16 protein-coding genes are annotated in these 16,499 nt (G+C 73.2%); 10 read left to right on the top strand and 6 right to left on the bottom strand.

Going from position 1 to position 16,499, the window contains the following annotated elements; all coding sequences use genetic code 11:
* Nucleotides 1–33: 33 nt before the first annotated feature.
* Nucleotides 34–2,190: an acyl-CoA dehydrogenase family protein gene (locus tag BRM3_RS00550; protein ID WP_263594177.1), complete on the bottom strand. Its 2,157-nt coding sequence runs from the start codon at nt 2,188–2,190 to the stop codon at nt 34–36.
* A complete protein-coding gene (locus BRM3_RS00545) occupies nt 2,187–2,915 on the bottom strand; it encodes a TetR/AcrR family transcriptional regulator (RefSeq protein ID WP_263594176.1) in 729 nt (242 codons plus the stop codon). Before BRM3_RS00545 ends, BRM3_RS00550 begins: the two co-directional genes overlap by 4 nt.
* Before the next feature lie 74 nt (nt 2,916–2,989).
* Here BRM3_RS00545 and BRM3_RS00540 point away from each other — a divergent pair, with 74 nt between their 5' ends.
* Genes BRM3_RS00540 through BRM3_RS00530 form a run of 3 tightly spaced genes read left to right on the top strand, consistent with a single transcriptional unit; the run spans nt 2,990 to nt 6,649 of the window.
* Nucleotides 2,990–4,360 carry an acetyl-CoA C-acetyltransferase gene (locus BRM3_RS00540; protein WP_263594175.1) on the top strand — a complete coding sequence of 457 codons (1,371 nt, stop codon included), beginning with the start codon at nt 2,990–2,992 and terminating at the stop codon, nt 4,358–4,360.
* 1 nt (nt 4,361) lies between these two features.
* Nucleotides 4,362–5,729 (top strand): 3-oxoacyl-ACP reductase, encoded by a 1,368-nt coding sequence (locus BRM3_RS00535; RefSeq protein ID WP_263594174.1) that lies wholly within the window; start codon nt 4,362–4,364, stop codon nt 5,727–5,729.
* Nucleotides 5,730–5,755: 26 nt separating this feature from the next.
* The gene (locus BRM3_RS00530; RefSeq protein WP_263594173.1) at nt 5,756–6,649 is read left to right on the top strand and encodes a MaoC/PaaZ C-terminal domain-containing protein; all 894 of its coding nucleotides are present in this window, start codon (nt 5,756–5,758) and stop codon (nt 6,647–6,649) included.
* Here BRM3_RS00530 and BRM3_RS00525 read toward each other — a convergent pair.
* On the bottom strand, nt 6,638–7,621 hold the full coding sequence (locus BRM3_RS00525) for a nucleoside hydrolase (RefSeq protein ID WP_263594172.1): 984 nt from the start codon (nt 7,619–7,621) through the stop codon (nt 6,638–6,640). The genes BRM3_RS00530 and BRM3_RS00525 overlap by 12 nt on opposite strands.
* Before the next feature lie 47 nt (nt 7,622–7,668).
* Here BRM3_RS00525 and BRM3_RS00520 point away from each other — a divergent pair, with 47 nt between their 5' ends.
* The 3 genes from BRM3_RS00520 to BRM3_RS00510 all read left to right on the top strand — a co-directional run bounded on the left by BRM3_RS00520 (nt 7,669) and on the right by BRM3_RS00510 (nt 9,927).
* Nucleotides 7,669–8,937, top strand: a complete 1,269-nt coding sequence (locus BRM3_RS00520) for a class I SAM-dependent methyltransferase (protein ID WP_263594171.1) — start codon at nt 7,669–7,671, stop codon at nt 8,935–8,937.
* Nucleotides 8,938–9,118: 181 nt separating this feature from the next.
* The gene (locus BRM3_RS00515; protein ID WP_263594170.1) at nt 9,119–9,619 is read left to right on the top strand and encodes a hypothetical protein; all 501 of its coding nucleotides are present in this window, start codon (nt 9,119–9,121) and stop codon (nt 9,617–9,619) included.
* Nucleotides 9,616–9,927, top strand: coding sequence for a winged helix-turn-helix domain-containing protein (locus BRM3_RS00510; protein WP_263594169.1), 312 nt, complete (start codon nt 9,616–9,618; stop codon nt 9,925–9,927). The genes BRM3_RS00515 and BRM3_RS00510 overlap by 4 nt, the downstream gene beginning before the upstream one ends.
* Before the next feature lie 59 nt (nt 9,928–9,986).
* Here the strand turns inward: BRM3_RS00510 and purQ are convergent, their stop codons facing one another.
* The 3 genes from purQ to BRM3_RS00495 all read right to left on the bottom strand — a co-directional run bounded on the left by purQ (nt 9,987) and on the right by BRM3_RS00495 (nt 11,808).
* Nucleotides 9,987–10,712: a phosphoribosylformylglycinamidine synthase subunit PurQ gene (gene purQ, locus BRM3_RS00505; protein WP_263594168.1), complete on the bottom strand. Its 726-nt coding sequence runs from the start codon at nt 10,710–10,712 to the stop codon at nt 9,987–9,989.
* A complete protein-coding gene (purS, locus tag BRM3_RS00500) occupies nt 10,712–10,993 on the bottom strand; it encodes a phosphoribosylformylglycinamidine synthase subunit PurS (RefSeq protein ID WP_263594167.1) in 282 nt (93 codons plus the stop codon). Before purS ends, purQ begins: the two co-directional genes overlap by 1 nt.
* A 125-nt stretch (nt 10,994–11,118) precedes the next feature.
* A complete protein-coding gene (locus BRM3_RS00495) occupies nt 11,119–11,808 on the bottom strand; it encodes a FadR/GntR family transcriptional regulator (protein WP_263594166.1) in 690 nt (229 codons plus the stop codon).
* A 239-nt stretch (nt 11,809–12,047) separates the two neighbouring features.
* On the opposite strand from BRM3_RS00495, the gene BRM3_RS00490 reads away from it, so the two are divergent.
* Genes BRM3_RS00490 through BRM3_RS00475 form a run of 4 tightly spaced genes read left to right on the top strand, consistent with a single transcriptional unit; the run spans nt 12,048 to nt 16,422 of the window.
* Nucleotides 12,048–13,310, top strand: coding sequence for an aminotransferase class V-fold PLP-dependent enzyme (locus tag BRM3_RS00490; protein ID WP_263594165.1), 1,263 nt, complete (start codon nt 12,048–12,050; stop codon nt 13,308–13,310).
* A gap of 22 nt (nt 13,311–13,332) precedes the next feature.
* A complete protein-coding gene (locus tag BRM3_RS00485; protein WP_263594164.1) occupies nt 13,333–14,634 on the top strand; it encodes an ABC transporter substrate-binding protein in 1,302 nt (433 codons plus the stop codon).
* A gap of 4 nt (nt 14,635–14,638) precedes the next feature.
* Nucleotides 14,639–15,589, top strand: coding sequence for a carbohydrate ABC transporter permease (locus BRM3_RS00480; protein ID WP_263594163.1), 951 nt, complete (start codon nt 14,639–14,641; stop codon nt 15,587–15,589).
* A complete protein-coding gene (locus BRM3_RS00475) occupies nt 15,586–16,422 on the top strand; it encodes a carbohydrate ABC transporter permease (protein ID WP_263594162.1) in 837 nt (278 codons plus the stop codon). The genes BRM3_RS00480 and BRM3_RS00475 overlap by 4 nt, the downstream gene beginning before the upstream one ends.
* Nucleotides 16,423–16,499 lie beyond the last annotated feature (77 nt).

Raw genomic sequence — 16,499 nt, 5'->3', positions numbered from 1 at the left:
TATGTCCCGGGCCGTGCGCGGCATGCGCGGCGATCACGGACGCCGGCGGCCCCGTCCCTGCCGCGCGGAGGCGCGCTCGGCCTCGGCGAGCGCCGCCTTCTGCGCCTTCTCGCTCAGCGGCGCGTCGGCGCTCGCCCGGCGGGCGCGCACGTACGCGGCCGCCTCGTCCTGGCGCTCCCGCTCGGCGCCGAGCGCGATCGGGGCACGCACGTGGCCGGGCTCGAGGCCGAAGGCGTCGACGAGGTCGAGGGCGTGCGGGCGCAGACGCCACAGCAGGCGGCGGATGTCCTTGGACACCGTGCGTCCTCGCTGCGCCGAGATCATGCCGTCCAGCAGGAACCACGCCAGGTCCCGCTCGATCAGGGTCAGCCCGAGCAGATCGCGCAGGTCCGTGAGCACGAGGCGCGTGCCCTCGTCGTCGATCCCCGCGATCCCCGCGGTGAACGCCTCCCACCGCACGAGATCGGCGTGGGCGCGTGCGGCGTCCAGCAGCTCGACCTGGTGCTTGTTGACGATCGCGGCCGCCTCGGCGGGCTCCTTGCCGGCCGCCGAGCGCAGGGCCAGCGCGACCTCCTCGACCTTCAGACGGGCGCGCTCGGTGAGCATCGCCTCCTGGAACTCGGGTAGGCGCAGCGACTCCGAGGAGCGGCGCATGCTCCCGGCGTCGCTCGCGGTCTGCACGAGCCGGTTCCACGGGGTGTGCCGCCGCGAGAGGGCCTCGGCCCGCTGGGCGATGAAGCGGCCGACGCCGGCCCGGTCGATGCTGCGCAGCTCGTCGGTGTAGTCCGACAGCAGACGCTTGCCCACGAGCTGCAGGAGCACCGTGTTGTCGCCCTCGAAGGTCGCGTACACGTCGAGGTCCTGATGGAGTCCCACGAGGCGGTTCTCGGCGAGGAACCCCTGGCCGCCGCAGGCCTCGCGGCACTCCTGGACGGTGTCGAGCGCGAGGCGGGTGGAGGTCGGCTTGAGCGCGGCGGCGAGGGTCTCGAGGTCCTCCCGCGCCTCGGGGGAGTCCCCGCGACCGGAGAACACGTCGTCGAACGCGATCAGGAGCTGCTCGTGCGCGAACGCGCCCGCGTAGGTCTCGGCGAGGCGGGGGAGCAGGCGCGCGAGATGGCTCTGGTAGTCCAGCAGCACGGTCTCCTCGGTGGGCGAGGCGCCCGTGAACTGGCGACGCTGGGACGCGTAGGTGATCGCGATGTGCAGGGCCAGCTGCGAGGCCCGGTTGGCGGCGCCGTCGAGCGAGACGCGCCCCTGCACGAGCGTGCCCAGCATGGTGAAGAAGCGGCGCCCGGGAGAGTCGATCGGGGAGGTGTAGGTGCCGTCGGGGGCCACGTCGCCGTAGCGGTTGAGCAGGTTCGTGCGCGGGATGCGCACGTGGTCGAAGGCGAGGCGGCCGTTGTCGATGCCGTTGAGCCCGCCCTTGGGCCCGTCGTCCTCGCTGCGCACGCCGGGCATCATGGCGCCGTGCTCGTCGCGCACGGGCACGTAGAAGCAGTGCACGCCGTGATCGACGCCGTTCGTGATGAGTCGCGCGAAGACGGTCGCCGCCCGGGCGTGCAGGGCCGCGTTGCCGAGATAGTCCTTCCAGGCGGCGCGGAACGGCGTGTGCACGACCCACTCCTGGGTCTCGGGGTCGTAGGTCGCCGTGGTCGCGAGGGACTGCACGTCGGAGCCGTGGCCCGTCTCCGTCATCGCGAAGGCGCCGGGGGTCGCGAGCGTCATCGCGTCCTCGATCCACCGTGCGTGGTGCTCGGCCGTGCCCAGCTGGAGGATCGCCGAGGTGTACAGGCCCCACTGCACGCCGGCCTTGATCTGCAGCGACGGGTCGGCGACGACGAGCTCCTCGAAGCCGGCGACGTTGCCGCCGTTGTCGTTGGGGCCTCCGAGCGACTCGGGGAGCATGATCCGGGAGACGCCCTCGCGGGCGAGGAGGTGCATCTGCTCGAGCACGCGCTCGCGGTGCTGGGCCACGGTGAGGTCGTCGAGGCGATGCAGCTCGGGCCGGGCGGCCCGGGCGCGGGCCGCCCGGCGCACGTCGGCCCAGCGGCCCAGCAGGGTCGTCGACAGGGCCTCGACGTCGACGCGCGGCGCGCCGGGCGGAGGGACCGGGATCGGGCCGGTCGGCGTGGGCGTGACGCCGGAGCCCGAGGGCAGGGAGGGCACGGCGCGGGCGGCGGGGGCGGTCATCGGTTCTCCTTCTCGATGTCGGCCAGGAGCGCGGAGTCCTCGAGGATCCCGTGCATGAGCCAGGAGACGAGCTCGTCGGTGAGCTCGTCGGCGGTGAGGCGGGGGGCGGCGGCGTTCATCCAGCGGTCCACGGAGCCCTGGACGAAGCCCACGGCGCCCGAGGACCAGACCTCCGCGACGGCCGCCGGGGTGCCGTCGGGCAGCGCGGTCGCCACGAGCCGGGCGACCGAGGTCAGGAAGTGGTTCAGGCCCTCGCTCGGGCGGGTGACGAAGCGGTAGACGTGAGGCGAGGCCTCGGCCGCCGCGACGTAGGCGGCGATCATGGCCCGGATGCGCTGCTCGGGCCCGGCGCTGCGGCCGGACTCGGCCTCGACCTGGTCCATCTGCTCGACCAGCCGGCGGTGCATGCCGGACAGGATGTGCATGCCGATCGCGCGCTGGAGCTGCGACTTGTCGGCGAAGTAGCGGTAGACGATCGACTTCGAGGTCCCGGACGCCGCCGCGATGCCCTCCATCGTGACGTCCGGACCCTGGGTGTGGATGAGGCGGCGCGCGATGTGGAGCAGCTCGGCACGACGCTGCTCGCGATGACGGGCCCAGCGGGCCGAGCGGCCGTCGACCGGCGGAGCGCCGCCGCCGGTGTCGAGCTCGAGGCCGATCGCATCCGCGCCGGAGCTCGGTTCGAGCTCGGGCGCGGCGACAGGGGGTTGCGTGCTCCGGTTCACGAAACCTAGAGTACCAAGTACCCACGGTTCTATGTAAAGGGGTGTGCGACCGCCGCCCCGGGAAGGCGTACCCGATGGCCGATGCCGCCACCGTGCGAGACCACCCGAGCGACGAGCAGGCCCCGCCCGCTCCCGCGCCCCGCGACGCCTACGTGCTCGGCGGCAACCGCATCCCCTTCGCCCGCAGCGGCGGCGCGTATGCGGGGGTCTCCGCCCAGGACCTCCTGACGGCGGCCCTCGACGGCCTCGTGGCCCGCTTCTCGCTCCAGGACGAGCGGCTCGGCGAGGTCGCCGGCGGCGCGGTCCTCAAGCGGGCCGCCGACCTCAACCTCACGCGCGAGAGCGCGCTGGGGACGCCGCTGGACCCCCGCACCCCCGCCCTCGACCTCTCCAAGGCGTGCGCGACGGGGCTCGAGACGACGCTGCACATCTCCAACGCGATCCGCCTGGGGCAGATCGACGCGGGCATCGCATGCGGCGTCGACACCGCCTCCGACGCGCCCATCGAGGTCTCCGACCGTCTGCGCCGGATCCTCCACCGGGTCTCCTCCGCGAAGACCCCGGCCCGGCGGCTGCGGGCGCTCGCGGCCCTCCGCCCCGCCGACCTCGCGCCGCAGCCGCCCCGCAACGCCGAGCCCCGCACCGGCATGTCGATGGGGGAGCACCAGGCGCTGACCACCGCAGCCTGGGGCATCACGCGCACCGCGCAGGACGAGCTCGCCCTGCGCTCCCACCAGCGCCTCGCGGCCGCCTACGACCGCGGGTTCCTCGACGACCTCGTGAGCGGCTACCGGGGCCTGGCCCGCGACGAGAACCTCCGGCCCGACTCGACGCTCGAGAAGCTCGCCTCGCTGAGGCCCGTCTTCGGCACGAGCACGCCCGCCGTCGCCGAGCCCACCATGACCGCCGGCAACTCGACCCCGCTGACGGACGGCGCGAGCGCCGTGCTGCTCGCGAGCGCCGACTGGGCCGAGAGCCACGGCCACGTGCCGCTCGCCCGCCTCGTCGACGCCCGCACCGCCGCCGTCGACTTCGTGCACGGCGACGAGGGCCTGCTGATGGCCCCCGCCTACGCCGTGCCCGCCCTGCTCGACGCCCACGGGCTCACCCTCGCCGACCTCGACCTCGTCGAGATCCACGAGGCCTTCGCCTCGACCGTGCTCACGACCCTCGCGGCCTGGGAGTCCGAGCGCTTCGGGCGCGAGCGTCTCGGGCGCGACGGCGCCGTCGGCCGCATCGACGAGGACCGTCTCAACGTGGCCGGCAGCTCGCTCGCCGCAGGCCACCCCTTCGCCGCGACCGGCGGCCGCATCGTCGCGACCCTCGCCAAGCTCCTGCACGAGGCGGCCCGGGAGACCGGCCGCACCCAGCGCGGCCTGGTGTCGATCTGCGCCGCGGGCGGACAGGGCACGGTCGCCCTGCTCGAGTCCGACGGGAGGGCCTGAGATGCCCCGGACCGACCCCTACACCCGCTTCGTCCGCTCCGCGCCCGGCGCCGCGATCGCCTCCCGCCTCGGCCTGCCCCGGCCCGCGCGGCTGCCGCGCCGCGCCGATCGCAGCGCGGCCGTGCTCGACCCGGTCGTCGTGCTCGGCTCGACAGCCGGTGCCGACCAGGTCGCGCGCACCCTGCTGGGCTGGGGCGCCGACGTCCGCCGGCGCTTCGAGGACGTGCGCACCGTCGGCTCCGTCGTCGTCGTGCTCGACGAGCTGGCCGATCCGCGCGAGCTGTCGGACGCGCTCCTGCCGCTGGCCCGCGCGATGCGCCGCCTCGCGCCCGCCGCCCGCGTCGTCACGATCTCCCGGCCCGCGACCGGAGGCCGGCAGCGGCCCGCCGTCGAGGCCGCGCGCGGCGGCGTCGAGGGCTTCGTCCGCTCCCTCGCGCACGAGCTGCGCGCCGGGGCAACCGCGGGCGGCATCCTCGTCGCCGACGGGGTCGCCCTCGACGCCCCCGGCGTGACGGGCACCCTGCGCTTCCTGCTGTCCAGCCGCAGCGCCTTCGTCGACGGCCAGCTGCTCACCGTGGCCTCGAGCGCGGGCGAGCTGCCGACCGCCTGGGACCGCCCGCTCGAGGGGCGCACCGCGCTCGTCACGGGGGCGGCCCGCGGCATCGGCGCGGCGATCGCCCGCACCCTCGCCGCCGACGGCGCACGGGTGGTCCTGCTCGACGTGCCGGCGGCGGGCACGGACCTGGCCCGCCTGGCCAACGAGCTGCGCGGCGTGCCCCTCCAGCTCGACGTCACGGCCCCCGACGCGGGGGCCCGCCTGGTCGCCCACTGCCGCAGCCACGGCCTCGTGCTCGACATCGTCGTGCACAACGCGGGGATCACGCGCGACAAGCTGTTCGCGAACATGACGGCCGAGCGCTGGGACCCGGTCATCGCCGTCAACCTCGCGAGCCAGATCGCCCTCGACGAGGCCCTCCTGGCCTCGGGCGAGGGGACCGAGGCCGGCGTGCTCGCCGTCGCCCCCCGCTTCGTGTCGCTCGCCTCGACGAGCGGCATCGCCGGCAACCGCGGGCAGACCAACTACGCCGCCTCCAAGGCGGGCGTGATCACCCTGATGCCCGCCCTCGCCCACGCGCTCGAGGCGGGCGGGGGCACCGCCAACGCCGTCGCCCCCGGCTTCATCGAGACCGACATGACGGCCCGCATGCCCCCGATCCCGCGCGAGATCGCGCGGCGCGCCAACTCGCTGCAGCAGGGCGGCCTCCCCGTCGACGTGGCCGAGGCGGTCGCGTTCCTCGCCTCGGGACCCGCCGGCGGCCTGCGCGGCGAGACGCTGCGCGTGTGCGGCCAGAACCTGGTGGGCCGGTGACGGGCGCACGGGCGGGATCCGAGCGCGTGCGAGAGCTGTCGGACGTCCCGTCCTTCCCGGCGATCTACACCGCGGCCGTCGCCCCGCGGCCCGGCGTGCGCCGCAGCCGCGAGCTGCCCGACGTGGCCTACCGCGTGCGCCGCGTCCGCATCGACCCCGACCGCGCCGCCGCCTTCGACCACCTCATGGGCGGTGCCGCGACCGACCTCGTCCACCCCGGCGTGCTGCACGTGCTCGCCTTCCCCGTCTCGCTCGCCCTCATGGCGCGCCCCCGCTTCCCCGCGCCCCTGCTCGGTCTCGTCCACGTGAGCAACCAGGTGCTCCAGCACCGCGCGGTGCGCGTGGGAGAGCTCGTGGACGTCGAGTGCCGCGTGCGCAACCTGCGCCCCCACCGCAAGGGCCGGACCTTCGAGGCCGTCTCGACCGTGAGCGTCGACGGCGAGATCGTGGCGACGGACGTGTCGACCTATCTCACGCGGGACGGCGGCGCCTCCTCGGCCCCCGAACGCTCGGGAGCCGACGAGACGCGGTACCGCGCCTTCGAGCCGCCCGTGCCGACGGCGCGCTGGCGGCTGGGCGCGGACACCGGGCGCCGCTACGCGGCCGTCTCGGGGGACGCCAACCCCATCCATCTGTCGGCGCTGTCGGCCCGTCTGTTCGGCTTCCCGTCGGCGATCGCCCACGGGATGTACACCGCCTCGCGCGCCTTCACCGAGGCGCGCGTGGACCTGCACCGGCCGCTGCGCTGGGACGTCAGCTTCGACGCCCCGGTCACGCTGCCGGGCACCGTCCTCGTGCGCTTCACCGACGAGGGAGCGGACGAGGCGGGCGAGCGGGTGCGCTGCGTGGGCTGGAGGCCGGGACGCGAGGGACGGGAGCCGCGGCGCTGCTTCGAGGTCGAGGTGACCTCACTGGCGTGAGGTCGGCCCGCCCGCGGGCGGGACGACGCGCAGCAGGCCGAGGGTCTCGACGAGATGGTCGACGAAGCCCGCGGCGTCGGCCTGCACCATCACGTCGACGTTCGGCTCGCGCCCCCAGCGGCCCAGCCAGTCGCCCACCGTCTGCCCGCGAGTGAGGGTGCCGTCCAGCTCCACGTCGAGCGCGAGGGGCGCCGTGCGCGCGAAGCGTCCCGTGACGGCGTGGGCGACGACGAAGGGGTCGTGGACGTGCGCGATCGGCCCGAAGCCGTCGGCCTCGTGGAACTCGACGTACCAGCGCAGGGCGTCCAGCAGCACCGCCGTCACGGGATGCGTCGAGGCTGCGCCGAGACGGGCGAGGGTCTCGGCCGTGAAGACGACCTCCTCGGTCACGTCGAGGGGCCCCAGCACCGGCCGCGCCGGGGCCCAGGAGAACGCCGCGAACACCCGCTGGGCCGCCTCGGGGTCGACCGCGATGTTCCACTCGCCCGTCGGCCCCGTGTTGCCGCGATGGTTGATCGCGCCGCCCATGATGTGCAGGCGCCGCAGCAGATGTGGGAGCTCGGGCTCGAGGTCGAGGGCGAGTGCGAGGTTCGTGTGCGGGCCGATCACGATGCCGACGAGCTCGCCCGGATGGGCGCGGGCCGCGTCGACCCACAGCTCGGCACCGCTGCGGTCCGCGAGCGCGCGATCCGACGCGGGAAGGCTCGCGTACCCCAGGCCGGTGGGTCCGTGCGTGTCCTCCGCGAAGCGCGCCGGCTCGACGAGCGGTGCGCTCGCCCCGAGGGCCACGGGCACGTCGAGGTCCAGCAGGGCGCACAGGTCGAGGTTGTTGCGGGCCACCTGCGCGGCGGGCACGTTGCCGCCCGTCGAGACGATCCCGACCAGACGGGCCGCGGGCGTCGCCGCGAGATAGGTGAGCGCGATCGCGTCGTCGATGCCGGTGTCGCAGTCCAGGAGCACGGGAGCGGGCATGGCTCCCACGATAGGCCGCGCGGGGCGGACCGGTAGCCTCGGGGACCGTGACCCACCCCGATGCGCCCGACGTCCCTGCGACCCCCGAGCCGGCACCGCACTTCCCCGCCGCCGCGCCCGCTCCCGGCGACGGGCTCGCCCCGGAGACGGCCGACCGCACCGACCGGCTGATCCTCGAGGTCGCCTCGCACGAGGGGGCGTGGGGGAGCGAGGACGCCGCCGTGCTCGTGGTCGCCGACCGCACCGGGGCCCTCACCGAGGCCGCCCTGGCGCGCGGCACCGGACCCGTGCTCGCCTTCCACACCTCGGGCCTGGCCGTCGAGGCGGCCGCGCGGGCGCATGCTCCGGCGCTCGCCGAGGGGCGCCTGCTGCTGCCCCACCGCGGCGACGCGGCCCGGGAGCCGGCGGGCCTCGAGGACTTCGTGCGCTCCACCGGGATCGCGCTCGCGACGGCGCTCGTGCGCCTGCCCAAGTCCCTCCGCTCGCTCGAGGCCACCGCCCGCGCCGTGGCCCGCACAGGCACCCCCGACCTGGTCCTGGTCGGCGGCGGGGCCGTCAAGCACATGTCGCGGACGCAGAACGACGTGCTCGGCGGCGCGTTCGCGCAGGTCCACGCGACGCGGGGGAGCGGGTCCTCGCGCTGTCTGGTCGCGGCGCGGCCCCGCCCCGACACCGCCCCCGCGACGGCCGAGCACGGCAGCGCCGAGGTGCACGTGCACGGCGCGACCGGGACGCTCGCCCTGCGCGGCATCGGCGGCGTCTTCGGCGGCGGCCGCGCGGACGCCGGGAGCCTGCTCCTGCTGCGGGCCCTCGACGCCGCCCTCGAGGAAGACGCCGCCCTCAAGGAGCATGCCCCGGCCGTGCACGACGCGCCGTTGCGGGCCCTCGACCTCGGCAGCGGCAACGGGCTGCTGACCGCCTACCTCGCCCGTGCTCTCCCAGACGCCGTGATCGTCGGGAGCGACGACGACCTCGACGCGGTGGCCTCGACCCGTGCGACCCTCGCGGCATCCGGCCTCGAGCGCCCCGGGATCGACGTGCGCTGGGAGGCGTCGCTCGCCTCGCAGCGCGACGGGTCCGCGGACCTGATCGTGCTGAACCCGCCCTTCCACGACGGCACGGCCGTCGACGCGACCCTCGTGCAAGGCCTGCTCGACGCGGCGGCACGCGTGCTGCGCCCCGGCGGTGCGCTGTGGTTCGTGCACAACTCGCACCTGCGCTATCGGCCCGAGGTCGAACGACGCGTGGGGCCGGTCCAGCAGCGGGCGCGCGACCGCCGCTTCACCGTGCTGCGAGCGGTGCGGCGCTCGGCCTGACCCCCTCCGGCGACCGGTCGCGCCGTTCTCGGACGGTCATGCGGTGATAGCCAGAAACTACTTGACATAGTGGAAAGTAGTTTCTGATACTGGTCCTGTCAGCGGATCCCGATCGGGACCCCGACCGATGAAGCCGGCGCCTCCGACGGGCCCGGGTCGCACACGACGGAAGGACAGGACCATGGACGCCCACGGGACGCAGGCACACCCTCAACCGGACCTCACGGCGGAGCAGGCGCAGCAGATGCTCGATCGCGCGGGGCGGGTCGCGCGGAAGCTGCCCAGCGGCACGCCGGCCGTGCTCATCACCTACGCAGGGCTGTGCGCGGTGGGCACCTTCACGACCATCGGCCTCCATCTGGTGGAGCTGATCCCGGCCGCCCCGGGCGTCGACCCCAAGTTGCTCGTGCTCATCATGGCCTTCGCGTGGGTCGCGGTCTCGCTGATCCCGATCTGGATCTTCCGGGACCGCTGGCGCCGCGGACTGGGCGTCCGATGGGGCGTGTACATCGGGCTGTGGGCCCTGTTCTGGGTGGCCGGCGTGGTGCTCGCGACCACGACCATGGCAATCTTCCTCGCCCCGGCCTTCCTGGTGCTGTTCGTCGTGGCGATCACGCAGGAGGCCGCCCGGGCTCGCCAGGATCAGGGCGCAGAGCGCACGGCCGGTGGTGAGCGGCGATGACGCAGCAGACCCGGCACCCGCGCTTCGCGCTCGAGTCCGAGCTGGCCCATCCCGTCCGGTTCTCGATCGTGGCCGCGCTCGCCGCCGTGGAGTCCATGGCCTTCGGCGAGCTGCGGGACGAGCTGCAGGTCTCCGACTCGGTGCTCTCCAAGCAGATCACCGAGCTCGAGAAGGCCGGATTCGTCAAGGTCGCGAAGGGGTTCGTGGGCAAGCGGCCGCGGACCACCCTCTCCCTGACCGCCCAGGGGCTGCGGCGATGGCGACTCCACCTGGAGGCGCTGCGCGCCATCGCGGGCGGCAGCGCCTGACGGCACACGACGGAGCCTCGCCGGACTCCCGGCCAGCCCCGGCGCGGAGGCGGCGGGGCTCAGGCGACGAGGCTGCGCAGCACCGAGGTGAAGACGCCCAGGCCGTCCGTGCCCGTGCGCGTGGCCTTGCCCGGCTCGTCGGGGCCGAAGCCCGGCTCGACGGCATGCTCGGGGTGGGGCATGAGGCCCACGACGTTGCCGTAGGAGTTCGTGATCCCCGCGATGTCGTTCCACGAGCCGTTGGGGTTGTCCTCGAAGCCGGCGGGTCCGTGCGTGGCGCCGCCGACGTAGCGGAAGACCACGCGGCCCTCGCCCTCGAGCTCGTCGAGCGTGCGCCGGTCGGCCACGAACTGGCCGTCCTGGTTCTTCAGGGGGACCCGGATGACCTGTCCCTGCTCGAAGTCCGTGGTCCAGGCGGTCCGGGTGCTCTCGACGCGCAGCGGCTGGTCGCGGCAGATGAACGTGCGATGCGCGTTCTTGATCATCGATCCCGGCAGGAGGTGGGACTCGCACAGGATCTGGAAGCCGTTGCAGATGCCGAGCACGGGCATGCCGCCCCGGGCGGCGTCGGCCACGCGATCCATCATGGGCGCGAAGCGGCTGATCGCGCCGGCCCGCAGGTAGTCGCCGTAGGAGAATCCTCCCGGCAGGACCACGGCGTCGACGTCGAGCAGGTCGTCGTCGGCATGCCAGAGGGGCACGCCCTCCCCGCCGGCCAGGCGGACGGCGCGCAGGGCGTCCCGGTCGTCGAGCGTGCCCGGGAAGGTGACGACGCCGATGCGCATCAGGCGCTCGCCTCCGACGCGGACGAGGCCCCGGTGCGGTCGACCTCGATCTCGACGACGTCCTCGATCACGGGGTTGGACAGGAGCGTCTCGGCGGCCTCGCGCAGACGGGCGAGGACCGTGTCGGTGACCTCGCCCTCCACCTCGAGCTCGAAGCGCTTGCCCTGGCGGACGTTCGAGATGCCGTCGAAGCCCAGGCGGGGGAGGGCGCCGGCGACCGCCTTGCCCTGCGGGTCGAGGATCTCGGGCTTGGGCATGACGTGGACCACGACTCGTGGCATGGGATCTCCTGGGGCCAGGGTGCTCGGGCGTCGACAGTCTAGATGAGGGGCGAGGCGATCCGCTGGCCCCGCCGGAGGCCGGGAGACCGCGCGGCCCGGCCCGATCGGGACGCCGGGCCCCGGTCTCAGGGCTCGGGGTCCGGACGCATGCTCGCGAGCCAGCGCCGCGTGGTCATGACGTGTTGCTGCGCCTCGACCCGTGCGGCCTCGGGGTCGCGCGCGAGCACCGCCTCGGCGATCCGGCGATGCGCCTCGTCGCTCGAGCGCTTGAGCTCCGCGCCGCTCGCGCCGTCGAGCAGGCGGTAGTGGTGGCTGCGCTCGCGGATGATCGCGAGCAGCGTGCGCAAGGAGGCGTTGTCGGTCCCGTCGGCGAGCAGGCGGTGGAACGCGTCGTCGAGGCCCTCGGCGTCCGCGTCCCACGGCTGGGCGGCGATCTTCGCGGCCAGCTCGAGGAGGCGATGGCGCCGGGCGTCGTCGAACGAGGCCGCCGCGGCGGCCGCCGCGTGCCCCTCGAGCACGCAGCGCAGGTCGAGGAGCTCGAGGAACTGCTCGAGCGGGAGCAGCGGGACGGCGATGCGCAGGCCCGACATGAAGTCGTCGGCCGAGAGGGCGGAGACATAGGTGCCCGAGCCTGTGCGCGAGATCAGCACCCCGGCCACGGCGAGCATCTTCTGCGCCTCGCGCAGGGAGCTGCGGGACACGTCCAGGCGCTCGCACAGATCCGCCTCGCTCGGCAGGCGGTCGCCGGGCCGCAGGCGCCCGGAGGCGATCATCGCGCGCAGCCCCTCGACGGCCTGCTCGACCTTGGCGCTCATCGTGTCCCTCCTCGGGCCCTCGGCCCAGCCCCCGCCGGGATCCTCGCCGGTGGCGCCTCCGATGGTAGTGGCCGCACGTGTGCGAGCCGTGGGTCTGGGGCGCAGATCGACGAATCTGTCAGACAGATAGTTGCAAGTTGGTAACGGAGGATGCGTTTTCGTCGCTGTTTCAGCGAACCTGTCAGACGATCTGGGCAGGCGCACATGCGCCGCCATCGCGCGAGGACGACGGAGACGGCATGGGAGCTGAGCAGACGCTCATCGGATCGGAGCGATCCACACGACAGCAGGCCGACGCGCCGTCCGCGGGGCTGCTCACCCGTAGCGGCCTGCCCGCGGCGCAGCTGTGGCGGCTCGACCCCGCCTACCGGCATCTGAACCACGGCTCCTTCGGCGCCGTGCCGACGGCCACGCTCGAGAAGCAGGCCGAGTTCCGCGCGCAGATGGAGGCGAACCCCGTCAAGTGGTTCGTCGAGCTCCCCGGGCACGTCGCCCGGGCGCGCGCCGCGGTCGCGCACCGCCTGGGCGCCGAGCCGGGCTCGGCCGCGCTCGTCGCCAACGCGAGCGCGGGCGCCTCGATCGTCTACCGGACCCTGCTGGCCGAGCGCCGCCCCGTACACGTGGTCACGACCGACCACGGCTACGGCGCCGTGACCATGGGCGCCGAGCGCCTGGCCCGCGAGTCCGGGGGCACCGCCTCGCGCGTGCACATCCCGCTCGACGCCACGCCCGAGGACGTGCTCGGTCGCCTCGAGACCCACCTCGCCGCGAACCGGGCCGACCTCCTGGTCGTCGACCAGGTCACCTCGCCCACCGCCCGTGCCTTCCCGACCGCGGCGATCTGCGACCTGGCCCACGCCCACGGCGTGCGCGTGCTCGTCGACGGCGCCCACAGCCCCGGCGTGCTGCCCGCCGCGATCGAGACCAAGGCCGACGCCTGGGTCGGCAACCTCCACAAGTTCTGGTGCGCGCCGCGCGGCACCGCCGTGATCGCGGCCCACGAGACCGCGGCCGGACCGGCGCTCGACCTGATGCCGCTCATCGACTCGTGGGGCGCGACGCTGGGCTACCCCGAGCGCTTCGACCACCAGGGCACGCTCGACCTCACCGCGTGGCTCGCCGCTCCCCACGCCGCCGAGCATCTCGAGCACGAGATCGGCTGGGACGCGATCCGCTCCCACAGCGCCGCGATGATGGACCTCGCCGAGCACGAGGTGGGCGCCGCGCTCGCCGAGTCCGGCGTCGAGGACCCCGTGCCCGACGTCGGACAGGCGGTGGGCCCGATGCGGCTGCTGCGGCTGCCCGGCGAGAGGACCTGGACCCACGACGAGGTGGACGCGCTGCGGGTCCCCTTCATGGACAGCACCGGGCTCGTGGTCTCGTTCACCGAGTTCGAGGGCCGGGCCTACGTCCGGCTGTCCGCCCATGCCTATACGACACCCGACGACATCCAGGCGATGGCCTCGTCGGGCGTGCCGGCCCTCGTTCGAGGGATCGGCTGACCACTCAGGAAAGGGAATGGCCATGACCATTCGACGCAGGGACTTCATGATGGCGGGTGCCGGCGGCCTCGCCGTGACCGCCCTGGCCGCGTGCGACAGCCCCGGGGGAGGCTCGAGCTCCGGCAACGAGCTGCAGATGGTGGAGAGCCTGACCAGCCCGGACCGGACGGCGCTGCTGCGCAGCCTCCTCGACCAGTTCGAGAAGGAGAACGAGGGCATCACCGTCAAGCTCGTCTCCCCGCCCACCGAGCAGGCCGACCAGAAGATCCAGCAGATGCTGCAGGCCGGCTCCGGGATCGACGTGCTCGAGGTGCGCGACCTGACCGTCGGCCCCTTCAGCAACAACGGCTGGCTGTACGACATGACCAAGGAGACCAAGGCGTGGTCGGGCTTCGCCGACCTCACCGAGCAGGCCCAGAAGTTCTCGACCGCCCAGGACGGCAAGAGCTACTTCATCCCGTACGGCTTCTACGGGCTCAGCCTGTACTACCGCACGGACCTCGTGAAGGAGGCCGGCTTCGACGGGCCGCCCGCCACGTGGGACGCGCTCGTCGAGCAGGCCGCGAAGATCCAGGACCCCGCCAAGAATCGCTACGGCTACGCCTTCCGCGGCGGCACCAACTCGGCCGGCCAGCTCATGAGCGTGCTCGAGGCCTACAACGCCGACAACCTCGACCTGACCAACGCCTACAAGCTCGCCGACGGCTCGACCATCTTCGTCTCGCCCGAGTCGCAGCAGGGCCTGGACACCTACGTCGAGCTGTTCACGACCGGCTCCCCGGAGTCCTCGGTCGCGTGGGGCTACGCCGAGATGGTGCAGGGCTTCACCAACGGCTCGACGGCCTTCCTGCTCCAAGACCCCGAGGTGATCGCGGCCGTGCGCGAGTCCTCCCTGACCGACGACCAGTGGGACGTGGCCCCCAACGTCACCGGTCCCACCGGCAAGGCGGCGTGGCCGATGGCGACCGCCGGCTGGGGTGTGGCCGAGAGCGCGAAGAACAAGGAGGCCGCCGTCAAGCTCGTGCAGTGGCTCGCCGGCAAGGACCCGTCCACGACCTTCGCCGAGAAGAACAGCCTGGTCCCGATCCAGAAGTCGGCGTCCGAGGACGAGTTCTTCAAGACCGGCCCGTGGGCCGCGTACGTGACCATGACGTCCGAGCCCGACACATACCTCTCGTGCGAGGAGCCCCGCGGCGTCTCGTGGTGGACCGAGTGGATGCAGCGCTCCGAGGCGGATCTGCAGAAGGTGCTCACGGGCGGCATGACCACCGCCGACCTGCTCAAGGGCTGGGACGGGTTCTGGACCGAGAAGTGGAAGGCGTGAGCCGATGAGCAGCGCAGCCCCGGCCCGGGGCTCGGGCCGGGGCCGGCGCCCCGCCGCGGGAGCCCCGGTCCGCCGGCGACGGTTCAGCGTGCGCACCGCGCTGCTCATCCTCGCCTTCCTCGCCCCGGCCATCGTGTTCGTGGTCCTGTTCACCTACTACCCGATGATCCGCGGCAGCCAGATGGCCTTCCGCGACTGGAACCTCTGGAACCTCACCGAGACGCCCTTCGTGGGGCTCGCGAACTTCCGCACGATCCTCGCGGACCCCGCCTTCGGCAGGATCCTGCTGAACACGGTCGTGTGGGTCGTGGCGTCCCTCGTGCCGCAGCTCGTGATCGGCTTCGCGATCGCCCTGTGGCTGCGCAAGAGCTTCCGCTTCCGCGGCCTCTACCAGGCGCTCGTGTTCTACCCGTGGGCGGTCTCGGGCTTCCTCATCGGCCTGCTGTTTCGCTGGATGTTCAACTCCGAGTTCGGCGTGGTCAACGACCTGCTCACGAAGGTCGGCCTGATCGACTCGCCGATCCCGTGGCTCGCCAACCCCAACCTCGCGTTCACGGCGGTGATCCTCGCGAACATCTGGTACGGGGTCACCTTCTTCGCGATGATGATCCTCGCGGCGCTGCAGTCGGTCCCCGACGAGCTGCGCGAGGCCGCCGCGATCGACGGCGCCGGCAGGGCCCGCACCCTGTTCAGCGTGGTGATCCCCTACATCCGCTCCACGCTCATGCTCACGGTGCTGCTGCGGGTCATCTGGATCTTCAACTTCCCCGACCTGATCTGGGCCATGACCGGCGGCGGACCCGCCGACCAGACCCACATCGCCACCACCTGGATGGTCCAGTTCACCCAGCAGGGCAACTACGGCGTGGCCTCGGCCCTCGGCCTCACGGTGATGGTGCTGCTGCTGGTCTTCGCCAGCGTCTACCTCAAGGCCCTCTCGAAGGACGACCGATGATCGACAAGGACACCGTGCCCCTCAAGGTGCTCCGGGTCGCCGGCCTCAGCATCTGGATGCTCATCACCCTGTTCCCGCTGTACTGGATCGTGGTGAGCTCCCTGAAGTCCCCGGCGGACATCGCCTCCTACCCGGTGCAGTACCTGCCCCACGCGCCCACGCTGGTCAACTACGTGGACCTGTTCCGCAAGACCACGTTCGGCTGGAACATGTACTCGAGCCTCACGGTGAGCCTCGCGGCCGCCGCGGTGGCGACGGTGATCGCGATCCTGAGCGCGTACGTCATGTCGCGCTTCGCCTTCCGCGGCCGCGGCGCCGTCATGCTCGCCTTCCTCGTGACCCAGATGATCCCCGCGTTCATCGCGCTCGGGCCGCTCTACCAGATGATGGTGAACTTCCGCCTGGTCGACACCCGGCAGGGGCTCGTGCTCGTCTACATCGCCGTGTGCATCCCGTTCTCCTCGATCATGCTCAAGGGGTTCTTCGACAACGTGCCCGAGGAGCTCGAGGAGGCCGCCATGATCGACGGCCTGAGCCGCTTCGGCGCGCTGCTGCGGATCGTCCTGCCCATCATGGGGCCCGGCCTCATCGCGACGTTCATCTTCAACTTCGTGAACTGCTGGAACGAGCTGTTCCTGTCCGTCACGCTCATGAACACCGACGACCGGCGCACCATCCCCACGGCGCTCAACGGCTTCATCACGAGCTTCAACATCGAGTGGGGGCCGCTGTCGGCGGCCGCGGTGCTGACGGTGCTGCCCACGATGGTGCTGTTCGGTCTCGCGAGCCGCTGGATCGTGGCAGGGTTGACGGCGGGCGCGACGAAGGGCTGACCGCGCCCGCCGTGAGCGCTCCCTGTCATGTCGCGCGCTCGCGCGGGAGGCACGCCCGCGCCGCCGTCGGCCCGTCC

The sequence above is a fragment of the Brachybacterium huguangmaarense genome (assembly GCF_025725725.1).
Classification (GTDB): Bacteria; Actinomycetota; Actinomycetes; order Actinomycetales; family Dermabacteraceae; genus Brachybacterium; species Brachybacterium huguangmaarense.
The sequence above is the reverse complement of the archived record's forward strand: the minus strand, read 5'-3'. Positions and strand labels throughout refer to the sequence as shown.